This is a genomic window from Paraburkholderia aspalathi (assembly GCF_905220735.1).
GTDB classification, from domain to species: domain Bacteria; phylum Pseudomonadota; class Gammaproteobacteria; order Burkholderiales; family Burkholderiaceae; genus Paraburkholderia; species Paraburkholderia aspalathi.
Genome location: NZ_CAJNBA010000001.1, coordinates 1,371,553 through 1,396,824, shown reverse-complemented (window position 1 = coordinate 1,396,824; position 25,272 = coordinate 1,371,553). Strand labels below are relative to the sequence as shown.

At 60.4% G+C, this 25,272-nt stretch carries 25 protein-coding genes; 11 read left to right on the top strand and 14 right to left on the bottom strand.

Annotated elements, in window-relative coordinates; translation table 11 throughout:
- Positions 1–134: 134 nt before the first annotated feature.
- Entirely contained in the window at positions 135–707 is a 573-nt protein-coding gene (locus KHO30_RS06185; RefSeq protein ID WP_093637251.1) for a hypothetical protein, read from the bottom strand.
- Between the two features lie 628 nt (positions 708–1,335).
- Here KHO30_RS06185 and KHO30_RS06180 point away from each other — a divergent pair.
- The 3 genes from KHO30_RS06180 to KHO30_RS06170 all read left to right on the top strand — a co-directional run bounded on the left by KHO30_RS06180 (position 1,336) and on the right by KHO30_RS06170 (position 3,805).
- Positions 1,336–2,487 carry a porin gene (locus KHO30_RS06180; RefSeq protein WP_093637254.1) on the top strand — a complete coding sequence of 384 codons (1,152 nt, stop codon included), beginning with the start codon at positions 1,336–1,338 and terminating at the stop codon, positions 2,485–2,487.
- 294 nt (positions 2,488–2,781) lie between these two features.
- Positions 2,782–3,132: a sugar ABC transporter ATPase gene (locus tag KHO30_RS06175; protein ID WP_211700346.1), complete on the top strand. Its 351-nt coding sequence runs from the start codon at positions 2,782–2,784 to the stop codon at positions 3,130–3,132.
- A gap of 166 nt (positions 3,133–3,298) precedes the next feature.
- Positions 3,299–3,805 carry a metal-dependent hydrolase gene (locus KHO30_RS06170; protein WP_093637260.1) on the top strand — a complete coding sequence of 169 codons (507 nt, stop codon included), beginning with the start codon at positions 3,299–3,301 and terminating at the stop codon, positions 3,803–3,805.
- 315 nt (positions 3,806–4,120) lie between these two features.
- On the opposite strand, the gene KHO30_RS06165 is transcribed toward KHO30_RS06170, so the two are convergent.
- From KHO30_RS06165 to KHO30_RS06155, 3 genes are all read right to left on the bottom strand, one after another.
- Entirely contained in the window at positions 4,121–4,924 is an 804-nt protein-coding gene (locus KHO30_RS06165) for an AraC family transcriptional regulator (protein ID WP_244863961.1), read from the bottom strand.
- A gap of 174 nt (positions 4,925–5,098) precedes the next feature.
- A complete protein-coding gene (gene epsC, locus KHO30_RS06160) occupies positions 5,099–6,034 on the bottom strand; it encodes a serine O-acetyltransferase EpsC (protein ID WP_211700344.1) in 936 nt (311 codons plus the stop codon).
- A gap of 125 nt (positions 6,035–6,159) precedes the next feature.
- Complete coding sequence (locus KHO30_RS06155) at positions 6,160–6,393, bottom strand: hypothetical protein (RefSeq protein WP_013590843.1); 234 nt, start codon at positions 6,391–6,393, stop codon at positions 6,160–6,162.
- A 324-nt stretch (positions 6,394–6,717) separates the two neighbouring features.
- Between KHO30_RS06155 and KHO30_RS06150 the strand changes: the two genes are divergently transcribed.
- Both KHO30_RS06150 and KHO30_RS06145 read left to right on the top strand, forming a co-directional pair.
- Entirely contained in the window at positions 6,718–7,170 is a 453-nt protein-coding gene (locus KHO30_RS06150) for a DUF3005 domain-containing protein (RefSeq protein ID WP_093637766.1), read from the top strand.
- 207 nt (positions 7,171–7,377) lie between these two features.
- Positions 7,378–7,983 (top strand): short chain dehydrogenase, encoded by a 606-nt coding sequence (locus tag KHO30_RS06145; RefSeq protein WP_211700343.1) that lies wholly within the window; start codon positions 7,378–7,380, stop codon positions 7,981–7,983.
- 15 nt (positions 7,984–7,998) lie between these two features.
- Here the strand turns inward: KHO30_RS06145 and araD are convergent, their stop codons facing one another.
- The 7 genes from araD to KHO30_RS06110 all read right to left on the bottom strand — a co-directional run bounded on the left by araD (position 7,999) and on the right by KHO30_RS06110 (position 16,058).
- On the bottom strand, positions 7,999–9,738 hold the full coding sequence (gene araD, locus KHO30_RS06140) for an L-arabinonate dehydratase (RefSeq protein ID WP_211700342.1): 1,740 nt from the start codon (positions 9,736–9,738) through the stop codon (positions 7,999–8,001).
- The gene (locus KHO30_RS06135; RefSeq protein ID WP_211700341.1) at positions 9,735–10,658 is read right to left on the bottom strand and encodes an ABC transporter permease; all 924 of its coding nucleotides are present in this window, start codon (positions 10,656–10,658) and stop codon (positions 9,735–9,737) included. Before KHO30_RS06135 ends, araD begins: the two co-directional genes overlap by 4 nt.
- Positions 10,658–11,524 (bottom strand): ABC transporter permease, encoded by an 867-nt coding sequence (locus tag KHO30_RS06130; protein ID WP_200619580.1) that lies wholly within the window; start codon positions 11,522–11,524, stop codon positions 10,658–10,660. The genes KHO30_RS06135 and KHO30_RS06130 overlap by 1 nt, the downstream gene beginning before the upstream one ends.
- An 8-nt stretch (positions 11,525–11,532) precedes the next feature.
- Positions 11,533–12,612 (bottom strand): ABC transporter ATP-binding protein, encoded by a 1,080-nt coding sequence (locus KHO30_RS06125; RefSeq protein WP_093637280.1) that lies wholly within the window; start codon positions 12,610–12,612, stop codon positions 11,533–11,535.
- A 20-nt stretch (positions 12,613–12,632) separates the two neighbouring features.
- Positions 12,633–13,802: an extracellular solute-binding protein gene (locus tag KHO30_RS06120; protein ID WP_211700340.1), complete on the bottom strand. Its 1,170-nt coding sequence runs from the start codon at positions 13,800–13,802 to the stop codon at positions 12,633–12,635.
- 285 nt (positions 13,803–14,087) lie between these two features.
- Positions 14,088–15,032, bottom strand: coding sequence for an SMP-30/gluconolactonase/LRE family protein (locus tag KHO30_RS06115; protein WP_211700339.1), 945 nt, complete (start codon positions 15,030–15,032; stop codon positions 14,088–14,090).
- A gap of 84 nt (positions 15,033–15,116) precedes the next feature.
- Positions 15,117–16,058 (bottom strand): dihydrodipicolinate synthase family protein, encoded by a 942-nt coding sequence (locus KHO30_RS06110; RefSeq protein WP_211700338.1) that lies wholly within the window; start codon positions 16,056–16,058, stop codon positions 15,117–15,119.
- A gap of 573 nt (positions 16,059–16,631) precedes the next feature.
- On the opposite strand from KHO30_RS06110, the gene KHO30_RS06105 reads away from it, so the two are divergent.
- On the top strand, positions 16,632–17,336 hold the full coding sequence (locus KHO30_RS06105; RefSeq protein ID WP_093637292.1) for a helix-turn-helix transcriptional regulator: 705 nt from the start codon (positions 16,632–16,634) through the stop codon (positions 17,334–17,336).
- Here KHO30_RS06105 and KHO30_RS06100 read toward each other — a convergent pair.
- Entirely contained in the window at positions 17,320–17,637 is a 318-nt protein-coding gene (locus KHO30_RS06100) for a helix-turn-helix domain-containing protein (protein ID WP_054040665.1), read from the bottom strand. The genes KHO30_RS06105 and KHO30_RS06100 overlap by 17 nt on opposite strands.
- Before the next feature lie 154 nt (positions 17,638–17,791).
- On the opposite strand from KHO30_RS06100, the gene KHO30_RS06095 reads away from it, so the two are divergent.
- Complete coding sequence (locus KHO30_RS06095) at positions 17,792–18,385, top strand: acyl-homoserine-lactone synthase (RefSeq protein WP_093637295.1); 594 nt, start codon at positions 17,792–17,794, stop codon at positions 18,383–18,385.
- An 80-nt stretch (positions 18,386–18,465) separates the two neighbouring features.
- On the opposite strand, the gene KHO30_RS06090 is transcribed toward KHO30_RS06095, so the two are convergent.
- Positions 18,466–19,155 (bottom strand): FadR/GntR family transcriptional regulator, encoded by a 690-nt coding sequence (locus KHO30_RS06090; protein WP_054040669.1) that lies wholly within the window; start codon positions 19,153–19,155, stop codon positions 18,466–18,468.
- A gap of 290 nt (positions 19,156–19,445) precedes the next feature.
- On the opposite strand from KHO30_RS06090, the gene KHO30_RS06085 reads away from it, so the two are divergent.
- The 4 genes from KHO30_RS06085 (at position 19,446) to KHO30_RS06070 (ending at position 24,034) form a co-directional block, all read left to right on the top strand.
- Positions 19,446–19,913, top strand: a complete 468-nt coding sequence (locus tag KHO30_RS06085) for a universal stress protein (protein ID WP_211700337.1) — start codon at positions 19,446–19,448, stop codon at positions 19,911–19,913.
- A 249-nt stretch (positions 19,914–20,162) separates the two neighbouring features.
- Positions 20,163–20,957, top strand: a complete 795-nt coding sequence (locus KHO30_RS06080) for a helix-turn-helix domain-containing protein (RefSeq protein ID WP_425312879.1) — start codon at positions 20,163–20,165, stop codon at positions 20,955–20,957.
- Between the two features lie 131 nt (positions 20,958–21,088).
- Positions 21,089–22,402 carry an SUMF1/EgtB/PvdO family nonheme iron enzyme gene (locus KHO30_RS06075; protein WP_200619534.1) on the top strand — a complete coding sequence of 438 codons (1,314 nt, stop codon included), beginning with the start codon at positions 21,089–21,091 and terminating at the stop codon, positions 22,400–22,402.
- 462 nt (positions 22,403–22,864) lie between these two features.
- Positions 22,865–24,034 (top strand): porin, encoded by a 1,170-nt coding sequence (locus KHO30_RS06070; RefSeq protein ID WP_211700336.1) that lies wholly within the window; start codon positions 22,865–22,867, stop codon positions 24,032–24,034.
- Between the two features lie 837 nt (positions 24,035–24,871).
- Here the strand turns inward: KHO30_RS06070 and KHO30_RS39180 are convergent.
- A complete protein-coding gene (locus tag KHO30_RS39180; RefSeq protein ID WP_244863960.1) occupies positions 24,872–25,120 on the bottom strand; it encodes a hypothetical protein in 249 nt (82 codons plus the stop codon).
- Positions 25,121–25,272 lie beyond the last annotated feature (152 nt).

Here is a 25,272-nt window from a genome sequence, read left to right as displayed (position 1 = left end):
AGACCCAAAACCGCATGGTTCACGCTCGCGCCGCTATGACGCGAGGATTCTATGAAGTGAATGTGAAAGTATATTGACAGGCTTTAGTAATATTAAATTCAGCTATTCGTTAGCTGAAACCTGTCGCCGCCGATCTAGCCCGGACGGCGGAATTCGTTTTCGACCCACGCCGCAGCACTCGCCTTGCTCAGCTTGAAGTTCGGCGCCACCTGCACTTGCGCGAGCTGTTCGCCGAACGTATCGAGCGCGGTCAGCAGCGCGTACGGCTCGTCTTCGTCGGGAACGATGTCGAGCGTGATGTCGAGTTCGTCATTGCCGTCCGCGCTGGCCACGCGCACTTCTTTGTGCAACTGGGCGCGCAGTTGCTGCTCATGGCGGCGCAACACTTCAGATGCGGTTTTCACCAGCGTGTTGAATGCCGACGTGTCCAGCGGCTTCGGATCTTTCTTGTTGCGACCCATCGTCCACGGGCCGACGAGCGCCGGTTCCGCTTCGCCGTCCTTGATCATGGCGACGGCCCAGCCTTCGTCGTCTTCGTTCTTGATGACGCGCGCGGTCCAGCCGTCATCGCGCCACAGACGCGCTTCGTGCTGGATTTCGGGCAGCGCTTCTTCCAGATGCTCGAGCGAGGTTGCGTGGATTTCGGACGCGCCTTCCGTCGGGGAGTCAGCAGCGGTGTCGGACGATGGAAGGGGGGAATTGGTCATTACAGGTTTACTCACGTTCGCGGGGCGGAAACACAACTCAAGCCTGCGATTCTACCCGCCCCACACCCACCGGACGTGGCCCTCTGACGAACGGACAAGCCAGGGCGCGCTCCTCGTCAATCGAAATAGTGCATTTCGTTATTCGCGGGAACTTATAAACCGATAATAAAACATTCGAAAAAAACGCGGCCCGAAAGCCGCGTATAAAGAGATGAAAAAGACACCCCTGGTCAGGGGGTGAAACGAATTGTAGAACTGTAATTCGCCGGGATAGAGCATACGAACTGGAAGAGTCCATTGCAGAAATCAGAATGATTCGAAAATCAGGCAACATCGCGCTCAAATCCTTACTGAATATGACACAGCGGGAGCGTCGCGATCGAGCAACACCGATAATTTGACGAACAATTACAACGCCATCGCGCACAAATATTTTTTTCTTTATTTATCCGCACTTACACAACTCTCAATCCGCTATTTCGAATTAGAAAATGCATTGTTGCGCCATACACGCTTAAAGATATAAATAGCAGGCATACACTTCGCAGCGGATCGTCAGGCAGCCGGCGCAATCGGCTGTTAGCACTGGAATGCGATTCTCTACGCACTGTCCCGGAGTTATCTAAACATGAAAAAAACCCTCATCGCAGCAGGCCTCATGGGCGCGTTTGCCATCACCGCTCACGCACAAAGCAGCGTTACGTTGTACGGCACGCTGGACGCCGGTCTCGTCTACTCGAACAACCAGGGCGGCCACAGCAACTGGCAACAAGGCAGCGGTTCGGTGTCGAACACCTACTTCGGCCTGCGCGGCAGCGAAGACCTTGGCGGCGGTCTGCACGCCATCTTCACGTTGGAAAACGGCTTCAATCTGAACAACGGCCAGGACTCGGAAAACGGCACGATGTTCAATCGTCAGGCGTTCGTCGGTCTGCAGAGCGATCAATACGGTGCGTTGACGCTCGGCCGTCAGTACGACTCCGTGGTCGATTACCTCGCGCCGCTGTCCGAAGCGGGCGCGGGCTTCGGCAACAATCTCGCCGCTCACCCTTTCGATAACGACAATCTGGACAACTCGTTCTCGATCAAGAACGCCGTGAAGTACACGAGCGCGAACTACGCCGGCCTCAAATTCGGCGGCCTGTACGGCTTCAGCAATTCGGCCGGCCAGTTCTCGAACAACCGCGCATGGAGCGCCGGCGCTTCGTACGACAACGGTCCGCTGAGCGTAGCCGCCGCTTACCTGCAACTGAACAACTCGGGTAGCTCGAACCTGAGCGGCGCAGTCTCGCAAGGCGACGGCACCGCGGCTGTCGCGGCGAACCTGCAACGCACGTTCGGTGCGGGCATCAACTACACGTACGGCCCGGCGACGGCTGGCTTCGTGTACACGCATACGCAACTGGACGGCATCACGGGCGTGGACGTCGGCGGCGTAACGCTGCCGGGTGTGGCAGGCACCAACCTGCATCTGGACAACTACGAGTTGAACGGCAAGTACGCACTGACGCCGGCACTGAGCCTCGCCGCTTCGTACACGTTCACCGACGGCAAGATGTCAGGTTCGAACGGCTCGGGTGATCCGAAGTGGCACACGGTATCGCTGCAAGGCGACTACTCGCTGAGCAAGCGTACCGACGTGTACGTGGAAGGCGTGTATCAGCACGCATCGGGCGAACTCGGCAACTTCGGCGCGAACGTGGCGGCGATCAACACGCTGGCGCCGTCGTCGACCGGCAACCAGGTTGCTGCGGCCGTCGGCCTGCGTCACCGTTTCTAAGTTTTTCCAATGGCACGTGCAGAGCGGGTACCGGCCGCTCTGCAACTGAACCCGCACGTGGCACGATCACGCGCGGGTTTTTTTTCATGGTGCTTACGTTCTTACGTTTCGGCGTAGCGATAGTGACGGCACAAGCATGCCGTGGGTATACTGAGGTCGGCTGCCTTCCTTGCCGTAACGTCGTTGCGGTTGAACGGCTGCTTCGTCGCGAAGCATGACGTTGTGTTCAATCGCGTTGCGCTTCGCCCGCGCCCCAAGTTCCCGTGCACGATCGGGGACGCCGACGATCGGACCATGAAAAGACTTGTCCTGCTTGCTCCCGCTGCTGCCCTCACTGCTTTTCTCGCTGCCTGTGGTTCCAGCGGTCCCACCCGCGACGCGTCCCAGCCGATGATGTACGTGTCTTCGCAGCGCGCCCCTGCTTATATCGCCGATTGCCTCGAAAGCAAGCTGTCACGCGTGCGAATGTCGCGCGTCGGCGACGCGACCGAGATCGCTGTTGGTTCCGATTCGAACAACTCGTATTTCGTCACGCTGACGCCGCACAACGCGGGCTCGGTGATCAAGGTGATGCATCCCGCGAATGCGCCGGACGATCCACCTGAACCGGAAATGCGCGTCGATATTGCGCGCTGTGCGACCTGAGTTTCGGGTCACTCGGCGGCGTTGTTGAGGACGACACTGAGGACCACATCGAAGGCCACGCCGATGCGCGATTTTTTATCTCGCGTGTCGGCTATTTTTTTATCTGCTCATCTGCGAACATAGCCGCCCCTTGGCTTTTATCCGGCGCGCTGCGTCGTGAGGTTCGATGGCATCCAACAAAGCACATCACGCGACTGGGTTTGCGGCCGGCGTTATCGCGGCGGCGGTTGTCGCACGCGTCGGCGGCGGTGGTTCGTTTCATATCGGCGTGCTGTTGAGTTTCATCGCCGGGGTGGCGGGGAGTACAGCGCCGGACTGGCTGGAAGTGGCGTGGTGGTCACGCGCGCGAAGGCTGTGGATTACCCATCGTACGTTGACGCATTGGGGTGTGGGGTGGGTCGCGTTGCTCGTGGGTTCCTATCATTGGCTTGGGCATTCGGTTTATGCTGCCGCGGCGTTTGGGTTTGCTTGTGGAGGGGTGATGCATCTGTTGGCCGATTGGCCGAATCCTTTGGGAGTGCCGTGGGTCGCTGCGCGGCATTCTTTGAATCTTTGGAATAGTGGGCGGTGTGATTTGATTGTTGTTGCGGGTTCTTGGGTCGCCGCGTGGTTTGTTAGTGAGCATGTCTGGTTGCATGGGGTTTCGGTTTTGCGGTTTTTGAGGGTGGGGTAGTTGTCGGCTTTTCTTTGCCTGCGCGGCGCTTTTTGTCTGTGTGCTTGGGGCTTTGGCCTTTCCTTGGTTTGTTAGTGGTCTATTAGCGTTGCCCCTGTGCGGGGCGGCACCTACTTTTCTTTGCCGCCGCAAAGAAAAGTAGGCAAAAGAAAGCGGCTCAAACCGCTAATGCTAAGTGGGGGCCGTGGTTTGCGCAGGGTAGTGGTGCGACTGGAATCTGGGTTCGTGCACCTGCATGCGCCAGTGACAAGGGTGTCATTCTTCCGGCGGCGCTGCGCGCGCCGAAGCGTTGTTCTTAACCCCGTTTGGTACGCTTTATCGCCGCTTCGCGGCTGCGTAGTTGGCAGGGGTCATGCCCATCAATCGCACGAATGCTCGGGTCATATGGCTCTGGTCGGCAAAGCCCGCTGCAGCTGCCGCGTCTGCCAATGTCGTGCCGCGTGCGACCAGTTGTCTCGCAAGTATTACCCGGCGCTGCATTCTGTATGCGTGCGGTGGTAATCCCATCTCATACGCAAAGCCCCTCAGTAGCTGGAAGCGGCTCATGCCGGCCTCAGTAGCAAGGTCGGTCAACGTAAGCGGTGATGAAGGGTCGTCGTCGATCCTAGCCCTCGCTCTCGCAATCGGACTCAAGGTCTGTGCCAACCTCGGACGTGTGTGCGTCGTCGCGTGAGTTCGAAGTAGATACCCAAGCAACTCGAGCATCGTCTCCTCTCGGATCAAGTCGTCCGGCACGGATTGCGCTTCCACCGATACTGTGAACAGGCGCTCGAAGAGTATCTTCAGTTGCGGGTCGTGTGCCACCGGTTGCGTTAGTTCGATCTCGTGTGTGGCCGTGCCACTTAACTCGATCGCTGCGTCGCTTAGCATCGACGGCTCGAAATACAGCATGCGCCATGCGCGGCCGCGCTCGTCGAGCGGGCTGCCGTCGTGTACCTCCCCCGGGTTCACCATGATCGCGTCGTTCGCTCGTGCTTCTACTACGCCGCGGCCGCTCGATGAGCGGTGTCCGCCCGTGAGGATCACGCCTACCCCGAAGCGGTCGTGCGAGTGGCGCGGAAACGAATGCGTCGTTTCGGCTATCGTCGCTTCGACGCCGGCGATCGCGCAGCGAGGCATGTGAACGCGGCCGCGTGACATGGGACGCCGCTCAAAAGTTAACTTGCGTTTCGCGCGGCACAACACGCGGCGGTGTGCACGCTGAATCACGCAGCGAGCCGTATGCTGATCGCCAGAGCACCCCGCGCACTAGTCCACGCGACACAGTGCGAGATGACGCGTGAGCCAACCCGCTCATCTACCGCCCCCCTCGTCCGTGCCCGTACGCTCGCCCTCGCGGATCTTGCCCTGCGATACGCTGCTGCCCGGCGGCACGCTGTGCGTCAGCCACACATTGCCGCCGATCACCGAGCCGCGTCCGATCGTCACGCGGCCGAGAATCGTCGCGCCGGCGTAAATCACGACGTCGTCTTCAACAATCGGATGGCGTGCGTTGCCCTTCACCAGCGTGCCGTCTACATCCGCAGCGAAGCTCTTCGCGCCGAGCGTCACGGCCTGGTAGACGCGCACGCGCTCGCCGATGATCGCGGTCTCGCCGATCACAACGCCCGTGCCGTGGTCGATAAAGAAACTCGGGCCGATGGTCGCGCCCGGGTGAATGTCGATGCCGGTCGCCGAGTGCGCGATCTCGTTGATGAAGCGCGCGAGCAAAGGCACGCCGAGGCGGTGCAGCGCGTGCGCAAGACGATGGTGCGTCATCGCCCACACGCCCGGATAACACAGCAGAATTTCAGTGATGTGCTGCGCAGCCGGGTCGCCGGTGAACGCGGCCTGAATATCGCTGACCAGCAACGCGCGAATACCGGGCAACTGCGTGCCGAACTCGCGCGCGACGTTGAACGCGCGCTCCTTCAAATCCGCATCGGGCGTTTCGCCGAACTCAGGCAGAAAGCGCAAGGCTCGGCGAATCTGTTCGGCAAGCAATCGCAACGTGCTTTCGAGCGTGTGGCCGACGTAGTAGTCGACAGTTTCGTCAGTTAGATCGGGGGCGCCGTAATGCGTGGGAAACAGCGCGGCGCGCAAGCCGGTGACAATCCCGATCACCGCCTCGCGCGACGGCAGCTCGCGAATGCCGAGCGGATGCCGCGTGCGATGCAGTTCTTCACGCGACGCGCGCAGGTCCTCGACGATCTGTTCGAGACCCCAGTTGTGGGCAGGCACATTAGGCATAAAAGGACAGCGCCGCGCGATAGGCGCGGTTCAGAGTGATTGTCCCAAGAGATTACCGCGTTTTGCCGCGGCTCGCGCAACGTCGCGCTGCTGCCCGGTATGCAGGGCCGCGCGTGGCGGGCGGTTCAGATGGTCACGCTGCTCGCATCGATCCAGCGCACGGCCCAGTCGCGCGCGTGCGCGATGGCGGTGGCCTCGTCAGGGAAGCGCAAGTCGGTGGGGAAAAAACGGTTGGCGACCAGTTCGCCGTCGCTCGAGCGGGAGATGACCACATAAGGTTGCCAGCTGCCGTCGCCCGCGCGCGCCGGTGCGCAATTCAGCAAGTAGCCGCGATGTGTGAATGCAGCATCGAAATGCATGTGTCACCCGCCCTGACGGCCCCGTAAGATGTTTTGAGTAGCGCGCGTCTGTTCGTTGCCGGCTATGTAAAAACAGCCGGACGCATGTCGCCGATTTAACCGCGCTTCGCTCGTCGGAGTAAGATCATACTCTGTAGAAAATAGGCGTCCATTAAAAAAAACGAAAAGAATCGCGGACGCAATCGTCACGTGAAATGCCCGCATATGTCATTGCACATAAACTGCGAGGCAACCGCGGTACAACTCACGCACACAAAGAGGTTGTGCGAGGCGGAACAGGTTTTGCTGCACTTCAACCATGTCCTCTTCAATGGAGAATGCATGATGAACAGCGATATCAACAAGCCGGCAGACGCCGGCAAGCAGCCGCGCACCACCGGCCCGAGCACAACGGAACTGCATAACGACCGCACGCATGACAGCACGGTCGACACCGACGGCAAGAATCTCGAGGCCGCCCGCATAGCCGGTCACAGTCCGATCTCGCCGGACGAGATTACGACGACCAACGCGACCCTGGTCAACAGCGTGCCTGAGGCGCACGACGGCATGGCCGGCTTCGACAGCCGGGTTGGCGGCAATCATCTGCTGCTGGCACTCGAGCCGGGCTGCACGGTCATCGACAAAGGCATGGTCGCGCCGCAAGGCGTCGATTCGGAAGATGATCTGTTCGACGACCCGCGCCCGATCCGCAGCCGCCGCGAACGTGGCCGCATGCATTTCGCCCTCAATCATCTGCGTCCCACGCGTGTGATTGAATTACTTCGGGTGAAGTAACTATTCGCGCGGCGCGTATTTGTTTGAAATACGCCGCCAGCGCCGATTAATCAGTCCATTCCAAAGTGCGCACCGTTTGAATGACGGTGCGCGTTTCGTTACGGATTAGAAACTCAGGGTTGCAGGACCTGCAAGTCGAACGGGCTTTTTCCGCCGATCGTTGGCCGACACAATTGACTGCACGTCCAATACCAAACGGAGCAGCAGATGAAAAAGATTGTCGTAATAGGCGCAACCGGCACGATCGGCCAGGCAGTGAGCGCAGCATTGAAAGCACGCCATGAAGTCATCGAAGTGGGCGCGACGCGCGGCCAGTATCGCGTGGACAGCACCGACCCGGCCAGCATCGAGCGGCTCTTTGGCGAGATTGGTAAAGTCGACGGCATCGTCACCGCCACCGGCAAGCTGCATTTCGGCCCGCTGCCGGAGATGAGCGTCGAGCAGTTCTGGGTCGGCCTGCGCGACAAGCTGATGGGTCAGATCAATGTGGTGCTGGGCGCCCAGCAATACGTGAACGACGGCGGCTCGTTCACGCTGACGAGCGGCATTGTCGGCGACGAGCCGATTCGCGAAGGCGCGAATGCAACGACGGTCAATCTGGCCCTGGAAGGTTTCGTGCGCGGCGCCGCGATCGAATTGCCGCGCGGCATCCGCATCAACGTGGTGAGCCCGACCGTGCTCACCGAAGCGATGGGTGCTTATGCGCCCTACTTCCGTGGCTTTGAGCCGGTCACCGCCGAACGTGCCGCGCAAGCCTATCTGCGCAGCGTGGAAGGCGCGCAAACGGGCCGTGTGTATCGCGTGGGGTATTGAGCCTTCAGCAAGCTCTCAGTGAATCTCCGGCTCGCCTCCTGCATCCGTCTGCGCGCCGCCGCGCTGCAGGAAATCGAAGTCGCAACCTTTGTTCGCCTGCAGCACGTGCGCCTGATGCAAGGCGCCGAAGCCGCGCGTAAACCGCGGCTCGGGTCTGACCCAGGCGGCCTTGCGGCGCGCCAGTTCTTCCTCCGCTACGAGCATGTTGAGCTTGCGCCGCGGCACGTCCAGTTCGATCAGATCGCCGCTCTGCACGAGCGCAAGCGGGCCGCCGACAAACGACTCCGGCGCGACGTGCAATACGCACGCGCCGTAGCTCGTCCCGCTCATCCGTGCATCAGAGATACGCACCATATCGCGCACGCCCTTTTGCAACAGTTTCCGCGGGATCGGTAATTGCCCCCACTCGGGCATGCCTGGTGCACCCACCGGCCCCGCGTGCTGCAGCACGATCACGCAGGTCTCGTCGATGTCGAGCGCTTCGTCGTCGATGCGCGCGGCCATGTCGTTGTAGTCCTTGAACACCACGGCGCGGCCGGTGTGCACGAGCAAGCGCGGCTCGGCGGCGCCCGGCTTGATCACGGCGCCGTCGGGCGCGAGATTGCCGCGCAGCACCGCAAGGCCGTTATCGGGCAGGAGCGGCGCGCTGCGGCGGCGGATCACCTCGTCGTTGAAAATCGTCGCGCCTTCGAGGTTCTCGCCGAGCGTGCGGCCGTTCACCGTTTTCTGCGAGCGGTCGATCAGGTCGCCCAGTTCGGCGAGCATGGCCGGCAAACCTCCCGCGTAGAAAAAGTCCTCCATCAGATACGCGCCGGTCGGACGAATATTCGCCAGCACCGGTGTGCGGCGCGAAATGTCGTCATAGCGATCGAGCGTCAGTTCGATCCCGGCGCGGCGTGCGAGCGCGATCATATGCACGATCGCGTTGGTCGAGCCAGAGAGCGCGAGGCAGGTGGTCACCGCGTTATCGATTGAACCTGCGGTGATCAGATCGGAAGGCTTCAAGTCCTCCCACACCATCTCGACGATACGCATGCCGGTTTTCGCCGCCATCTGCGCGTGCCGCGAATCCACGGCAGGAATGGAAGCGAAACCTGGCAGCGTGAAGCCGAGCGCTTCGGCAGCGCTCGTCATGGTCGACGCGGTGCCCATTGTCATGCAATGCCCCGGCGAGCGCGCAATGCCGCCTTCAATACATTGCCAGTCCGATTCAGTGATCGTGCCCGCGCGCAACTCGGCCCAATACTTCCAGCTGTCCGATCCGGAACCCAGCGTCACACCGTTCCAGTTGCCGCGCAGCATCGGACCGGCCGGCAGAAAGATCGCCGGCAGATCCATCGAGATCGCGCCCATCAGCAAGGCGGGCGTGGTCTTGTCGCATCCGCCCATCAGCACGACGCCATCGGCGGGATACGAACGCAGCGTCTCCTCGGCTTCCATGGCGAGGAAGTTGCGATAGAGCATCGTGGTGGGCTTCTGGAACGGCTCCGCGAGCGTCTGCACGGGCAATTCGACCGGAAAGCCGCCTGCCTGCCAGATGCCGCGTTTCACTTCCTCCACACGCTGCTTGAAATGCGTGTGGCAAGTATTGATCTCGCTCCATGTGTTGAGGATCGCGATCACCGGCTTGCCCGCGTATTCCTCACGGCTATAGCCCATTTGCGCGGTACGCGAGCGATGGCCGAACGAGCGCAGATCGTTCAAGCCGTACCAGCGGTGACTGCGCAGTTCCTCGGGTTTCTTTCTCTTCGTCAACGTCTTTGCTCCTTCACGCGCGACACGATCTGCGTCGGGCTGACGAATTGCAGCGCGATCAGCACCCAGATCAACGTGATCGCCATGTAGATCATTGCCATCGCGTCGATCGATTGCGGTGCGCGCACGCCGGTTGAAAATACAGCGTAGTACAAGGCGACCACGAGCGTTTGCGTCGCGGGGCCCGCTGTAAAGAATGTCAGTTCGAACATGCCGATGGTGCGCACCAGTACGAGCAGCCCGGCCGCCAGCATGCCGGGCACCAGCAGGGGCAGCAGAACATAGCGGAAATAGCGAAACGTGTTCGCGCCGAAAATGCGCGCCGCCGCTTCGAGATTGGGATCGATCTGCTCGATGAACGGCGTCATCACCAGAATCACGAACGGAAGCGCCGGCACGAGATTCGCAAGAATCACGCCGCTCAATGTTCCCGCAAGGCCGACTTTGTACATCACGGTGGCCATCGGAATGCCGTAGGTCACGGGCGGCACCATCAGGGGCAACAGGAAAATCAGCATCGCCATGCGCTTGCCGCGAAACTGCACGCGGGCGAGCGCATACGCAGCGGGCACGCCGAGTACAACCGACAAGACCACCACCGCGCCGACCACTTCGACGGTGACCCACAACACGCTCGCCAGTTGAAAATCGCTCCACGCCTGTGCGTACCAATGCAGAGTAAAGCCCTGCGGCAACAAGGTGCCGAACCAGCGGGTCGCCAGCGAATTCACCGCGACGGTCGCAATCAGCAGCACCACGTTGACGAGAAAAAACACCATCGCGCCCCACACCAGCACCTGCCAGATGCGGCCCGGCACGCTGGCGCGCTGCTTCACGCGCTTGCTGGGTTGCTGGGCGCCGTCGTTGTTTTCCTTCGTCGCGGACCACGAAGGATGCGCGGCGTGGTGATCGCTAGCCATCAGCCTTTGCCTCCCGTCACCGGACCGCTATAGAAGAAGCGGCGCGCGCCGAGCATTGCGACGACCACCAGCAGTTGGACGAAGCCCATCACCATCGCGATCGCCGAAGCAAGCGAATAGTCGTAGCTTTCGAACGCGGCTTCGGCTGCGGCGATCGACATCACGCGCGTCGGACCCGCGGGGGCGCCCAACAGCACCGCCGACGGAAACACCGAGAACGCCTGCACGAACGACAAACAGGCGGCCATCGTTAAACCAGGCACCAGCAGCGGCAAATAGATTCGACGGAACTGCTGCCACGGACTCGCGCCGAGCGTGGCGGCAGCGCTCGCGAGCGTCGGATCGATGCCGGTCACGTAGGACAGCGTCAGCAGAAACGCAAACGGAAAGCCCGACACGATCAGCGAGATCAACACGCCCCAGAAGTTATGCGTGAGGCGCACTTCATTCGTGTACAGATGCAATCCGTGCAACGCCTGCGGAAACCAGCCATTCGGGCCAAAGTACGTGAGCATGCCGTCGGCGATCAGCACGGTGCCGAGCGTGACAGGAATCACCAGCAGCGTCGTGATGAGCTTCTGATAGGGCGAATTGCGGCGCAGCGCGAACGCCACCGGAACCGACACGCCAACGTTAATCAGCGTCGCCGGCACGGCGAGCTTGAGCGTGACGAGAATGGTCGGCCACATCGACGTGTCGGTGAAGAACGTCAGATAGTTGGCCCACAGGCCGCCCCCGTTCATCGGCCGGAACGACAGCACCAAACCATACGCAAACGGATAGATGAACAACGCCACGATGAAAATCAAAGCCGGCGCGACCAGCCACGCCTTGGCATCGCGCGGTGCGAGCGGCGGCGACAGCATGGGCGTGTTCAAGCAGCCTCTCCGTCATAGACGAGCGCACGTGACGGCTGCACACGCAGACTGATGCGCTCGCCCTCTTCGAATTCGCCCGCGACGCGCGCCCACAAATCGCCGAAAGCGGTCTCCACCCGCAGCAGTGAATCGTGCCCGCCGTATTCCACGGTGGTCACCAACGCGTCGAAGGCGTTTTCCACGCCAGGTGCTGCGCGCTCCATATCTTCAGGGCGCAGCGCAACGCTCACGCGCTTGCTGTTGAAACCGGCCATCGGCGTGCCGATCAGACGCACACCATTCGCGCTCACGGCAACCCCATCGCCTTGCGTGCTTTCGAGCGTGAATTCGGCTACGTTTCGATAGCCCATGAAACGCGCGACGTGCAAATTTTGCGGCCGCGTGTAGACCTCTTTCGGAGTGCCGACCTGCTGCACCACACCCTCTTTCATCACGACGATGCGATCGGCCATGGAAAGCGCTTCGTCCTGATCGTGCGTCACATAGAGCGTTGCGCGTTCGAGCTGGCTATGGATGCGGCGAATCTCTGCACGCATTTCGATGCGCAGTTTCGTATCGAGATTCGACAGCGGTTCGTCCATCAGAATCAGTGGCGGTTCGATCACGATTGCGCGCGCAATTGCCACGCGCTGCTGCTGACCGCCCGACAGTTGTCCGGGTAGCTTGCGCTCATGACCGACCAGCTGTACGAGCTGCAATGCTTCGCGCGCCCGGCGCATGGCCTCGCTCTTACCGACACCACGCATCTTCAAGCCGAAGCCGACGTTATCCAGCACGCTCATATGTGGAAACAGCGCGTAGTTCTGGAACACCATGCCGAAGCCGCGCTTTTCCGGCGGCAGCACGTCGATGCGTTTATCGTCGAGCCAGATGCCGCCGCCGCTCAAGGGCTGCAAGCCGGCGATGCAATTGAGCGCCGTCGATTTGCCGCAACCCGAAGGTCCGAGCAACGCAATGAACTCGCCACGCTGGATGTTCAAATCGAGTCCTTGCAGCGCTGCGACCGCCTGGCCCTCCGCATTCGTGAAACTGCGGCTCACCGAATCGAGCCGCAACTGCTCAAAGTGATGCTTCATGGCGGTTTCCTGATACGCGGCTACTTGGTCTTCTGCGCGCCGACGTCGCTGTCCCATTTCTTGAAGGCCGCGACCATTGCGGTGGCGTTCAGCGGCAAAACATGCGGACGTTCAGCCAGCAGCTTTGCATACTCCGGCCGCCCATATTTCTTCAGCACATCCTGGCTGTGCGCGGGCGCCTGCTCGATGCTTACGCCCTTGATTGCCGGCCCGGGATAGAAATAACCGTCGTCATAGGTCATGGCTTGCTGTGCCGGTTCGAGCATGAAGTTCATCAGCTTGTAGATCACGTCGAGTTTTTCCTTCGGCACGCCCTTCGGAATCACCATGAAGTGCGCGTCGTTCACCCACGTCATGTTGTCAAATGCCTGCACGCGGAATTCCGCCGGAACGATGCCGAGCGCGCGTGGGTTGATGTCCCAGCCGGTCACCGTCACGGTCATGTCGCGCGTACCCTCGCCGAGTTCTTTCATCACCGCCGAGGTGCCGCCAGGATAGTAAGGAATGCAATCGTTCAGCTGCTTGAGAAAGGCCCACGTCTTGTCCCAGCCGTGAATCGGATCTTGCGGATCCTTGTCGCCAAGCACATAAGGCAGGCCCATCAGGAACGTGCGGCCGGGACCGGAGTTCGCCGGCCGCGCGTAGATCAGCTTGTCCGGATGCGCCTTGCACCATTGCAGGAGTTGCTCAGGCGTTCTGGGCGGATCGGTCACTTTGGCGGGGTTGTATTCGAGCAACGGACCGGCCGGCATATAGGCGACCTCGAGACCAAAGCCTTGAGCAAGGTCCTGCATCTTGCGCGGACCGGGCGCGTATTTGTCGAGCACGCCTGGGAAGGCCGCGGCATTGTCCGGCAATAACTTCATCCACAGATTCTGTTCGATGCCGGCAGCCAGTGCGTCGGTGCCCGTCAGGACGAGATCGATGTCGGAGCGGCCCGCGGCCTGCATTGCCTTGATCTTGCCCGGCAACTGCGGCGCGGGCGCGTTGGTGAACGTGAGATTGGCGACGAGATTCGGATACTTCGCCTTGAAGGCTTCGAAGCCCTTCTGCGTGAGTTGAAGGTCGCCGGCTACATCGACGATATTGAGCGTTACCGGATCGGCCGCATGCGCGGTGGACCCCAATGCGGCGCTTGCCACGAGACATACGGACACCAGCCTGAGCGCCAACCTGCCTGAAACAGTCATTGCGTCTCCTCGCTTCTTGGTATGGAAGTCCGCCGGCCAGATGTGCTGCTGGCGGTGTCTCTCTACCAATGGAACATAGCGAAGCGGAACTGCCGATGTCAAGCAAATACTCACCACTGGGTTTTACCTCAAAAATTGGCTATTTTTGCGCGGAATCCTTGTAGTTCAACGGTTTTCGCGCGTAATCCAAGGGCAAACCCGGAGTTTGAGAGCGAGCCGTGTAGTTAGTTGTCAGGCAACCAGAACGTGCACTGCGCATTCAAGCTGCCCGCACGCCTTGCGCCCTCACCCGCCCTGGACGCCCTCCGTATTCACATACAACGAATACAAGCCGTGGCTCGCCGCCATGAACAACCGGTTACGATGACGTCCGCCGAAGCACACGTTCGCGCAGCGCTCCGGCAACGCGATATGGCCGATCGGCTCGCCTTGCGGCGTGAAGACGCGCACGCCGTCGAGTTCGTCGGTGCCCATGCCCCAGCCGCACCAGAGATTGCCGTGTGTGTCGACGCGAAAGCCGTCGGGCGTGCCCGGACCGGCATCGATCAGCACGCGGTTGTTCGACAGCACGGCGCCCTTGCTGCTGACGTCGACATCGAACGCGCGAATCTTGCGCGGCACGCCACGCGATTCGACGATGTACAGCACAGACTCATCCGGCGAAAACGCGAGGCCGTTCGGACCCAGCACGTCGTCGGCGACCATCGTCACCTCGCCCGATTGGCCGTCGATCCGGTACACGCACGCGGGCAATTCCGACTCCTGCCGCTCGCCCTCATAAAAGCTGTCGATGCCGAAGGTCGGATCGCTAAACCAGATCGAACCGTCCGACTTCACGATCACGTCATTCGGCGAGTTGAAACGCTTGCCGAGGTAACGGTCGGCGAGCACGGTAATCGAGCCGTCGTACTCGGTCCGCGTGACGCGCCGTGTCAGGTGCTCGCAGGTCACGAGGCGGCCCTGGCGATCACGCGTGTGGCCGTTCGCATTGTTCGACGACTGGCGAAACGTGGTCACCGCGCTGCTAGTTTCGTCCCAGCGGAGGATACGGTCATTGGGAATATCGCTCCACAGCAGATAGCGGCCGTCGCCGAACCAGACCGGCCCTTCTGACCAGCGCGCGCCCTGATACAGGCACTCGACGGAAGCAGACGCCAGGATCAGCGACGTGAAGCGCGGATCGAGAACGCGAATGGAGGGATCGGGATAGCGTCGGCTGGTGTCGGTCATGCGTAGGCTTTGGACGATGGAGGTTGAGGGGAAGATGGGGCGCAGCGCGCCGCGCACGCACTTGTAACCGCGGCCGCTGCGAGGTCAATGCGACGCCGGCTTCTGCGCGAGCTGACGCTCCAAGGCAAGCAGAATCTGCGTCGCATGATCGATCTTCGCATGATGTTCGGGCGGCGTCGAACTGAGTAGCGGCAAGATCGGCCCCATGTCGGCAATCTTTGAAAACGTGACTGCATCATGCAACACACGGATCAACGAGATTTCGTCACGCAGCGTTTCGAGCGGCAGGAAAGCCTCATAGAGACGCTGCGCTGTGTCGGCATCGCCGATTCTGACGGCTTGCAGCAACGCCATGACCATACGTGGCGCAATGCATCCCGAACCCGTCGTCCATGCGGCCAGACCGAACTCGCGCAAATGGACGAGCGCTGGCCGCTCGCCCATGCCCGACACCACCTTGGCCGCAGGCACGGATTGCACGAGTCGGCGCAGATACGGATCCTCCGCAGGATTGTCGCGGACGATCGCGTATTTGACGGCCAGCAGCGTGCCACGCTCGATCAATCGCGCGAGCGTGTCGAGCTCCACGTAGTTTTCGCTCTTGATGTACAGAGTGAGCGGCATGCCCGCCGCCTCGGCGATGCGCGTGAGCCCGGCCTCCACGCCTTCGGACGTCGTAAATCCGCTCAGCGGCAACACCATCGCCGTACGGTAGCGGGTTTGCGCAAGGATACGGGCCTGATCGAGCATTTTCCCGTAGTCGGGACCGATTGACGGGATCACGCGCGTGCCTGCACTGGCTGCGCCCGCCAGCATATCCAGCAAGTCCCGATACTCGCTGACGGCCACGTGGTAGAGGTTCGCATTGCCGCCGTACAGCAAGGTGCGCACGCCGCCAGCCTCGATGTGGCGAATCAGAGCACGGTTTTCGGCGACGTCCAGCGTGTAGTCGGCACGGCGGGCGAGCGGCGGCACGGCCATCACCGATGCGACGAACTCACTGTCGAGAATCGGGGATTCGTTCATGACGCCTCAAACATACGGGGACCGGGTGTTCAAGTTAGCATCGGGTTCGCAATGTTGTCAAACAACCTACGTATGGTTGTCATCGCGAGATCTCACGTCGAATTCGATGCGAAGGAGCCGAAGCTGGCAAAGCGCGGCGTGTCGCTTTCGTATGACAATAGACGGTGACAGGCCGCTGTTAGAGAATAGAGAAGGGCCAGGTGGAAATTGTCAATTTGATAATTGGCGTGGTTTTGTCCGGAATCTCGACACGCGCAGTCATTCAAAGTGGTTTGACAATAATGTTGCAAATCAAAAGCATCAAAAACGCCGCTACGAGAAAATTACCCACTTTATCGACCCGTGAATGTTAATCAGGTCGAAGAAATCCGATATAAGGAGTAATTCGTTCGCCTGGTAGCAGAACCAGTGCTGGTGGCGCTTCTTTAGAAATCGCCCTCGGCTTGCGAAATAATTTTTAGTGATAGATTGTGAAGATAAAAACAGCCGGACGGATCGCCGTACCGCAATTAACCGCAACGGGACGTTTGCGAGTCTGAGAGAACCAAATTGTCGCTACATTTTATCGAGGAAATGGCACCGCTACTGAACGCCGCAGATGAAGCGGAATGGTTCGGCGCGATCGCGGGCCTGGCCGACACATGGGGCTTCGACAGGCTTCTGATTGCCATGCTGCCGCGCCCGACCATTCGCCTTGAAGACGCCTATGTGCGGAGCACCTACGCACCGGCCTGGCGACGCACCTACGACGAGCAGGGGCTCGTCCATATCGACCCGACTGTCTCGCATTGCGCGACACGCGCCACGCCGCTGATCTGGTCGCCGGACATTTTTACGACCGCGCCGCAGCAATCGATGTATGAGGAAGCCCGCTCGCACGGCCTGCGCGCCGGTGTGACGTTGCCGATTCATGGGCCGAACCAGGAAGCCGGCATGATGTGCTTCGTCAATGACAGCAATCCGACTGAGGCGTTCTGGCGCCACGTCAACGTTGCGTTGCCGAATCTGGTGTTATTGCGCGATCTGGTAATCGATACCAGTCAGCGCCATTTGAATACGCACGCTCAGACTTTATTGCCCAAGCTCACGCCGCGCGAACGCGAATGCCTGAAATGGACCGCGCGCGGCAAATCCACATGGGAAATCTCCCATATCCTGAGCTGCTCGGAAGCCGTGGTGAACTTCCACATGAAGAACATCAGGACGAAATTCGGTGTGAATTCGCGGCGCGCGGCGGCCGTGATCGCCGCGCAGTTGGGGCTTATTGACCCGGGTTGAGCAAGGCGGCGGCGTCGCGGCTGTACAGCACCCGCTCGGCCCGCCCGAGATCGGCGTCGGAAACGGTTTTGGTGAAGTAGAGGCCCAGCAGGATCGACACCGGCGCCGGAATTTCGGCCCCGGATTCGAATCGGCTGCCACGCGACTGCGTCACGCCGAAGCGTGCCCAGAAGCGACGCTGGCTTTCCTTCTTCTTCTTGCGATAGGCAATGATCAGAACGCGATCCACCGCCGATGACGGCTCTGCCGGGCGGGTTTGGATCGAAGGTTGCGCTTGCCAGTGGTTTTCGAGAAGTTCCATTTTTGTGTCCCGTCGGTTGAGGGCTGAGGCTTGTCTCGAATTCTGCGTTATCCGATAAGCATGCACACCTATCCAGGTAGGTAGGTGGCGGAAAGATTCAAAATGCATAAGTTTTCTTGCGTATTGGGTACCCCAACACGTTCAGGAGAACGTCATGCAAACAGCAATTCGGATTGGAATGCGGCAGGAATTCGACAACGCGGACATCAACGAGATGTACCGCCTGCGGGCCCGGGTGTTTCACGGACGGCTCGGGTGGGATATCCCGACCATCGCGGGCATGGAAATCGACGGCTACGATGCCCTCGGGCCCCATTACATGCTGATTCAGGGCGACGATCGGCACGTGCGGGGCTGCTGGCGCCTGATGCCGACGGAAGGCCCGAACATGCTCAAGGACACCTTCCCGCAATTGCTCCATGGCGCGGATGCGCCGGTCGGGCGGCATATCTGGGAACTGAGCCGGTTTGCGATCGAAACCAGCGGCGAGGAACAGTCGTTCGGCTTTGCCGACCTGACGATGCAGGCGATTCACGAACTCGTGACGTTCGCCGACCGGATGGGCATCACCCGCTACGTCACGGTGACCACCACGCCGATCGAACGGCTGCTGCGCAAGACCGGGATCGACATCAGCCGGCTCGGATCACCCCTGCAGATCGGCGTGGAACGGGCCGTGGCGCTGGATATCGCGGTCAGTCCGAAGACCCGCACCGCCCTGTTCGGGCCGATGGCTGCCGCCGCCTGACGTCTTGACACGACTGGGGCCGCAGTTGCGACAGCCCGGCTACCTGATATTTGCGACCCGCGGAGGAGACACGCGGGATATCAGGAACCGAACATCCGCTCGAGCGCATTCTCGAGATGCGCGCGCATCGCCTTCCCCGCAGCAGGGCCGTCCTTACGGCGGATCGCCTCGAGCACGGCCATATGTTCGGCTTGCACGAGCCGCTGCCGCTCCACCGTTTTCACAAGCGAAAGATTGCGCGACAGATTCATGCTGAACAGAATCTGCTCTTCAATGAACGACATGACCGTGATGAAAAATGGGTTCTTCGAGGCGCGCGCCACCGCCAGGTGGAACATGAAATCGTCCTGCGCGCCAATGCCCCGGGTTTCGATGATCCGTTCCAGCTGGTCCCATGCATGCTGGATCGCGGCGATATCGTCCGCATCGGCTTTGAGCGCTGCCTGTTCGGCCGCGCCGGCTTCGGTCACGATGCGAAATTCATAACAGCGGCGGATGTCGGACAGCGTTTCGAGCGGCGCAAACCGCCGCACATCCGGGTCCGGCCGCCGCGCGACCGTGGTGCCCGAACCGTGCCGCGTCATGATGATCCCGTCCGCCCGCAGGCGCGCCAAGGCCTCGCGCACAGTGGGCCGCGACGTCGCAAAGCGTTCGGCCAGCGCATGCTCGGTAGGCAGCCGCTCGCCCTCCTTGTACTCGCCTTCAAGAATGCGATTGAGGATGTCGCCGTAGATCTTGTCGGGCAAGCCCGTCGTTTTGCGCTCGTTCATCAGCGGTGCTGAAGCAGCTTGTCTGAGTAGGTCCTGATTGTAAGGCAAACCTGACCCTATCTTGATCTGATAGATGCGCCCCGGCTTGACAGGAATGCCGCAAACGCTTGCTGCGCGGTGTTTGCCGGGAAGCGTGCAGTTATCGCAAAATTTGACAAGTATTTGATTTACATCCTGTCAGGATGCACCTTTTTCAGCGATCATTTAAGCTGGCATCCGTAATAAATCGTCAATAAGTCCGGCCGTACGCAATGGCCGCGGCATCCCAATCTTTCAGACGCGGAGTCGATATGTACACACGCATCCTCGTAGCGGTCGACGGCAGCCACACCTCGCGCCGCGCATTCGAAGCAGCGCTCGCGCTCGCGAAATCCACCGGCGCTGTCATGCAACCGCTGTACGTCGTCGAAAACACACCGATGTATTTCGAAGCGCCGGGTTATGACCCGTCCATTCTGCGCAACCGCCTCGTCGAAGAGGGTAAAGAACTCTGCGCGGAATTCGCCCTGGCCATGGCAGCGCAAGGCGTCAAGGGGGAGCTGATTGTGGGCGAGGCCTCCTCCCTCGATGACGTTTCAGTGGTCGTGCTAAAAGCGGCCGCCGACTTCAACGCCGATCTGCTCGTGATGGGCACGCATGGCCGGCGCGGTTTTCAGCGCCTGATTCTCGGCAGCGTCGCCGAGCGCTGCGTGCGTCAGGCAACCTTGCCTGTACTGCTGATCCCCTCTGCGGCCGGCAAGGTCAGTGAAAACGCCTGAACGCCTGGTAACACACATTGCAAAGCGTGTGCTCGCCGCATTGGGGGCACGCGCGGCTGCAGTTGCGATACATCCAAAATCCGAGCAGAGCATCCTCGCCGCGATACATAGCAGTCCATAACCACAAGCAGCAATGCAAGCGTGACATCGCTCAAGATGCCTAACTGCGCGAACGCGTCATTTTGCCGCTAAACGGGGGGCATCGGCGGTGGGACAATCAGTTGTTACTCTGACAAATGGCTGCCGAACATGCTTACTCCTACCGCTGTGACTCGCTCCGCTGGCGCCGCCGATTCCACTCCGAAGTCGTCGCCGGCGAAGAGTAGCCGTCGTGCCGCGCCAGTGAGAGCAACGGCGCGCACCGCCGCTCGTTGTTCGAGTTGCTCGATGCGGGCGCTCTGCATGCCGCAAGGCCTGTCGTCCAACGAACTAACGAAACTCGAAGCGCTCATCTGCAGCGCGCGCTCGGTGCAGCGCGGCGAAGCGCTGTACCGCAGCGGCGACCGCTTCGACAATATTTACGCCGTGCGTTCCGGCTCCATGAAAACCGTCATGGCCCACCGTGACGGCCGCGAACAGGTCACAGGCTTGCGCCTCGCCGGCGAAGCGCTCGGCCTCGACGGTATCAGCGAAGACGTGCACGCATGCAGCGCCGTCGCGCTCGAAGACAGCACCGTATGTATCGTTCCCTACCCCGCCCTCAAGTCCCTGTGCCGTGAAATCAGTTCGATGCAGGACCGCCTGCACAAACTGCTGGGCGAACAGATAGTCCGCGAAGCCGGGCAGATGATGGTGCTCGGTTCCCTTTCAGCGGACGAACGCGTGGCGGCGTTTCTGCTCGACGTGTCGGAGCGCAACGCGCAACGCGGTTATTCGTCGGCGGAATTCAATTTGCGCATGACACGCGAGGACATGGGCAGCTACCTCGGTATGACGCTCGAAACCGTGAGCCGCACCCTGTCAAGATTTCAAAAGCGCGGCCTGATCGACACACAGGGCAAACACATCCGGATCGTCGATCTGGAGGGCTTGCAGAAGGTGTAAGCCGTACGCGGAGGACCTCGCCCGCGCCGCCGCGTCCCCGGCCACCTGCTTTTTAGCGCGCATTCGTCTTGGCATGGCTCCTGCGAGCGGGTACAGTCTTTAGTCCGTCCCCCGCAAGGAGACCTGGCGAAATGAATCGCGACCCCGCCCCGCACCACCCGCTCGTCCAGCGTCTGATCGACGCGCGTCAGATTACCGACGCATTGTTTTCTATCGTCAAACCCGAATTTCTGTACGAACGGCCGATCCGTGAGCGTCACCGGATCGTGTTTTACGTCGGCCATCTGGAAGCTTTCGATCGTAATCTTTTCGATCAGCGCCTGTGCGATCTGCCGGCATTCGACCCGCACCTCGACCAGCTCTTCGCTTTCGGCATCGATCCCGTCGACGGCGGCTTTCCCACCGATCAACCCAGCGACTGGCCCTCGCTCGACGCCGTGCGCGCCTACGGATTGCGCGCCCGCGAGCAGATCGACCGCGAACTCGACGCGCTGAGCGACTCCGCCCGCGTCGGCCGCAAGGGCGATCATGCTGACGCGTCCGAGCAGTTGCTGAACGTCGCGATCGAGCATCGGCTGATGCATGCGGAAACGCTCGCGTACATGCTGCATCAATTGCCGCTTGCGCAGAAGGTCGCCGGGTTGAAGGAGCCGGCGCTCACGCTTCCTGAACCGCGGCAGGCGTTGTCGTCTATGGTCAGCGTGCCGGCTGGTGCAACGGTGCTCGGCATGTCGCGCGAGAGCGGCCATTTCGGCTGGGACAACGAGTTCGGCGAAAAGCGCGTCGACGTGCCCGCGTTCGAGATCGATCGTCATATGGTGACGAACGGCGCGTTCCGGGAGTTTATCGAGGCGGGTGGTTATCGCGAGCCGAAGTGGTGGACGGACAAGGATTGGGCCTGGAAAGAAGCCGAACATATCGAGCATCCGGCCTGCTGGTCGCAGCAAACCAGAAGCGATCAGAACAGCGCATGGATGCTGCGCACGATGTTCGACGACGTGCCGCTGCCGCTCGACTGGCCCGCGTACGTGAGCCACGCCGAAGCCAGCGCCTACGCGCGCTGGGCCGGCAAGACGCTACCCAGTGAAGCGCAATGGCAACGCGCGGCACATGGCGCACCGCATGCCGCATCGGGCAATTTCGATTTTCGTAGCTGGGATCCGCAGCCGGTCGACGCATATCCGGACAACGTCAGCGCGTTCGGCGTGGAAGGTCAATTCGGCAACGGCTGGGAGTGGACTTCCACGGTGTTCGACGCACTGCCGGGCTTCGAAGCGTTTCCGTTTTATCCGGGCTACTCCGCCAACTTTTTCGACGGGCAGCACTACGTGATCAAAGGCGGTTCGGCACGCACCGCGCAATGCATGTTGCGGCCGGCTTTCCGGAACTGGTTTCAACCGCATTACCAATATGTGTATGCGGGGTTTCGGTGTGTGAAGGCGTGACGAACAAAGCATAAGCTGATGCCCGAAATCACTTATCGCTTGAATCCAAAAAGATCAGTACGCCGCAAGGGCTCGCATTCTTCAGACGGTTGTTGAGCGCCCAGGCTGCAATGCCTGGGCGGAACGCTATCTTCTGGGCATCGGCTGTGAGCAAACCGCCCGGTTCGGCGAACACTTCAGACAAAAAACCCGGCCGAAGCCGCGCTAAGCGTAGGCATCGGCTGTCTTCGGATACGGTAAACGGCAAGCATGTTTTCTGCTTGCACGGGACGGAATTCGGCCGGATTCAGGGACATTTCGACAAATTCCTCTATGACCACGACTCTGTTTTTCATTAATTGAAAGGATGGTTAATTGTCAGGTGTCGCATATCGGACACGATCTGTATTTCAACTTTTTACATTACTGTTTTGCGAGATTAGTCTCCCTGCATGAGGATTGACGTCCAACGCAGGAGATGAGATGAAACGCACCACCTTTTCGATAATTTCGCTGGCTGCGCTCGCGTCCGCCGGCGCCGCGCATGCCCAAAGCAGCGTGACCTTGTACGGCGCGATCGACACGTCGCTGACCTACGTGCACAACGCACAGGGCAACAAGAATCTCTGGGCTCTCGGTAACAGTAGTGCAGGCAATCTGTCAGGTACACGTTGGGGCCTCAAGGGAACGGAAGATCTTGGCGCCGGCCTGAAGGCCATCTTCCAGCTCGAAAACGGTTTCGATCCGAGCACCGGCAAACTCGGGCAAGGCAGCCGGCTATTCGGGCGGCAGGCCTACGTCGGTTTGACAAGCGATTCGCTGGGTTCCGTGACGCTCGGCCGCCAGTACGATCCGCTGATCGATCTCGTACAGGGCATCACCGAGGACAACTATTTCGGCAGCGCATTCGCGACCGCGGGCGACGTCGACAACTACGACAACAGCTTCCGCGTGAACAACGCAGTCAAGTACACGTCGCCGGTCTGGTCGGGTCTGCAGTTTGAAGCGATGTACTCGTTCGGCGGCATCGCGGGCAGCACCGGCTCGGAGCAATCGTATTCGGCGGCGGCCGCCTATAACAATGGCCCGATCGCCCTCGCCGCCGGTTACTTCTATGCAGCAAACAGTCCAGCGTCGGCGGGCCCACGCAGTCCGACAGCAGGTTGGAATAGCACGTCGGACGGAACGTTCGATGGCCCGATCAACAGTGGATACCAGACCGCGCACTCGCTCGGGATTGCCCGCGTCGCGGGCCAATATACGCTCGGGCAGTTCACGCTCGGGGCCGCCTACAGCAACTCGCAGTACCGCCGCGACAACGCCTCGGTGTTCGCTTCGAACGAAAAATACAACACGGGTCAGGGATTCGTGAACTATCAAGCCACCAAGGCCCTTCTGGTCGGCCTGGGCTACAGCTATACAAAATCGAGCGGCGATACCTCCGCGACGTATCACCAGGTCTCGCTCGGCGCTGACTATTCCCTTTCGAAGCGCACCGATGTGTATGTGACCGCCGCCTATCAGCATGCGAGCGGCGAAACCGGCAATGGCACAGGCGGCACGATGGCGGCGCAAGCCTCGATCGGCTCGTACGGATACGCAGGCACCAGCACGCAGGAAATGGTCAACCTCGGCCTGCGTCACAAGTTCTAGAAAACCCAGCACTTGCTACCACCGCGGCGATCGGCGGCTACGACCCATGCGCGGTCGCCGATTGCGGCTCAAACCAATTTGTACTTCAATCCGCTCTCATGCGAAGACGACGGAGTAGTTCCGCGCCAGCTGGCGTTACCCGAAATCTGCCATCGTCGAAAGCCGTAGGCACAATTTCGACGAGTCTCGCTTCTTGAAGAGCGATTGCGTCTGGATCACCAGGTGCGACCTGGTTGGGCGCATCGAGCAGTAGAAACAGAATCGCGATCTCATGGTGACTCAGCAGCGATTTCATCATCGACCTCAGGCATACACGAGTACTGGACAGGGCGCGCATCGGCGCGACGAACAACTCGGGTTTCGAATGACTTACACGTTGCGGCGAATCCGACGTGGCTCACGTCAGAACGCTATTCATCGGCGTTACGGAGCCCGTCTAACTACGTTTATGAAGTTTGATTTGGCATTAGCGGTCGCGATCGATACTGATGTGTTCAGGCACTTCGCTTTGCGGAATCATGTCGCCGGAATTAAATGGCGGTGGACCGGACCGTCTGCTTGATCGCTGGCATGCTCTCCCAGCCTATACCGACGTCGCTCGGAATTTATTCCAGCTTCGAACTGAGGAAAATGGATGCGAATATCGCCGCTCTGGCGATGGTCCTACGGTTAGATCTAGTCAGCGTAACCACGGCAGGCACGGCCCCCACGTTGTAAAAGACCGGCTCTGCCCTGCTGCGACGGTGCATGGCGGCACGGTCAGAGATTTCCTGGTTGCTCAGGAAAGCGGTGGTTTCCGTTTTTATTTGATGCTCCTTTTACCCGTATCGCGCTCCTCTACGCTGCAAGCCGACGACCCGTCATTGCCGGCCGTGCAATCGCAGGCGGAAATACACACCAGCAACCGTCATCGTGCCGAAAGAAGAAAATCGCATGCGAACCGCTTGGGGCCATGGCCTCGACGCGCACATAGCGTCTCCTCTCGCAACCAGTACGGCCGAATTGAATTACGCGGAGCCGCGTCGTCGGTGTCGGCGTAAGCCATTTTTCTACCAGGAACCGCAGGGACTTCTCGGCGATGTTCATGTTCGCCTCCTTCCATTTCTGCCGCAGCTCACGACGATCAGCTGTCGGTAGCGGAACCCTGCGACCTGTCGATCGTGCTGCGTATACTGAGCTAACCACGCCAGCGTCCGCTTTATTCCCGAGCCTCGAACGTGGCGGCATGCCGCGATTTC

What these genes read in the sequence shown, in the direction of transcription:
- KHO30_RS06185 (WP_093637251.1), bottom strand. Translation starts at nt 707, where the DNA reads ATGACCAATTCCCCCCTTCCATCGTCCGACACCGCTGCTGACTCCCCG.
- KHO30_RS06180 (WP_093637254.1), top strand. Translation starts at nt 1,336, where the DNA reads ATGAAAAAAACCCTCATCGCAGCAGGCCTCATGGGCGCGTTTGCCATC.
- KHO30_RS06175 (WP_211700346.1), top strand. Translation starts at nt 2,782, where the DNA reads ATGAAAAGACTTGTCCTGCTTGCTCCCGCTGCTGCCCTCACTGCTTTT.
- KHO30_RS06170 (WP_093637260.1), top strand. Translation starts at nt 3,299, where the DNA reads ATGGCATCCAACAAAGCACATCACGCGACTGGGTTTGCGGCCGGCGTT.
- KHO30_RS06165 (WP_244863961.1), bottom strand. Translation starts at nt 4,924, where the DNA reads ATGCCTCGCTGCGCGATCGCCGGCGTCGAAGCGACGATAGCCGAAACG.
- epsC (WP_211700344.1), bottom strand. Translation starts at nt 6,034, where the DNA reads ATGCCTAATGTGCCTGCCCACAACTGGGGTCTCGAACAGATCGTCGAG.
- KHO30_RS06155 (WP_013590843.1), bottom strand. Translation starts at nt 6,393, where the DNA reads ATGCATTTCGATGCTGCATTCACACATCGCGGCTACTTGCTGAATTGC.
- KHO30_RS06150 (WP_093637766.1), top strand. Translation starts at nt 6,718, where the DNA reads ATGAACAGCGATATCAACAAGCCGGCAGACGCCGGCAAGCAGCCGCGC.
- KHO30_RS06145 (WP_211700343.1), top strand. Translation starts at nt 7,378, where the DNA reads ATGAAAAAGATTGTCGTAATAGGCGCAACCGGCACGATCGGCCAGGCA.
- KHO30_RS06135 (WP_211700341.1), bottom strand. Translation starts at nt 10,658, where the DNA reads ATGGCTAGCGATCACCACGCCGCGCATCCTTCGTGGTCCGCGACGAAG.
- KHO30_RS06130 (WP_200619580.1), bottom strand. Translation starts at nt 11,524, where the DNA reads ATGCTGTCGCCGCCGCTCGCACCGCGCGATGCCAAGGCGTGGCTGGTC.
- KHO30_RS06125 (WP_093637280.1), bottom strand. Translation starts at nt 12,612, where the DNA reads ATGAAGCATCACTTTGAGCAGTTGCGGCTCGATTCGGTGAGCCGCAGT.
- KHO30_RS06120 (WP_211700340.1), bottom strand. Translation starts at nt 13,802, where the DNA reads ATGACTGTTTCAGGCAGGTTGGCGCTCAGGCTGGTGTCCGTATGTCTC.
- KHO30_RS06115 (WP_211700339.1), bottom strand. Translation starts at nt 15,032, where the DNA reads ATGACCGACACCAGCCGACGCTATCCCGATCCCTCCATTCGCGTTCTC.
- KHO30_RS06110 (WP_211700338.1), bottom strand. Translation starts at nt 16,058, where the DNA reads ATGAACGAATCCCCGATTCTCGACAGTGAGTTCGTCGCATCGGTGATG.
- KHO30_RS06105 (WP_093637292.1), top strand. Translation starts at nt 16,632, where the DNA reads ATGGCACCGCTACTGAACGCCGCAGATGAAGCGGAATGGTTCGGCGCG.
- KHO30_RS06100 (WP_054040665.1), bottom strand. Translation starts at nt 17,637, where the DNA reads ATGGAACTTCTCGAAAACCACTGGCAAGCGCAACCTTCGATCCAAACC.
- KHO30_RS06095 (WP_093637295.1), top strand. Translation starts at nt 17,792, where the DNA reads ATGCAAACAGCAATTCGGATTGGAATGCGGCAGGAATTCGACAACGCG.
- KHO30_RS06090 (WP_054040669.1), bottom strand. Translation starts at nt 19,155, where the DNA reads ATGAACGAGCGCAAAACGACGGGCTTGCCCGACAAGATCTACGGCGAC.
- KHO30_RS06085 (WP_211700337.1), top strand. Translation starts at nt 19,446, where the DNA reads ATGTACACACGCATCCTCGTAGCGGTCGACGGCAGCCACACCTCGCGC.
- KHO30_RS06080 (WP_425312879.1), top strand. Translation starts at nt 20,163, where the DNA reads ATGCTTACTCCTACCGCTGTGACTCGCTCCGCTGGCGCCGCCGATTCC.
- KHO30_RS06075 (WP_200619534.1), top strand. Translation starts at nt 21,089, where the DNA reads ATGAATCGCGACCCCGCCCCGCACCACCCGCTCGTCCAGCGTCTGATC.
- KHO30_RS06070 (WP_211700336.1), top strand. Translation starts at nt 22,865, where the DNA reads ATGAAACGCACCACCTTTTCGATAATTTCGCTGGCTGCGCTCGCGTCC.
- KHO30_RS39180 (WP_244863960.1), bottom strand. Translation starts at nt 25,120, where the DNA reads ATGAACATCGCCGAGAAGTCCCTGCGGTTCCTGGTAGAAAAATGGCTT.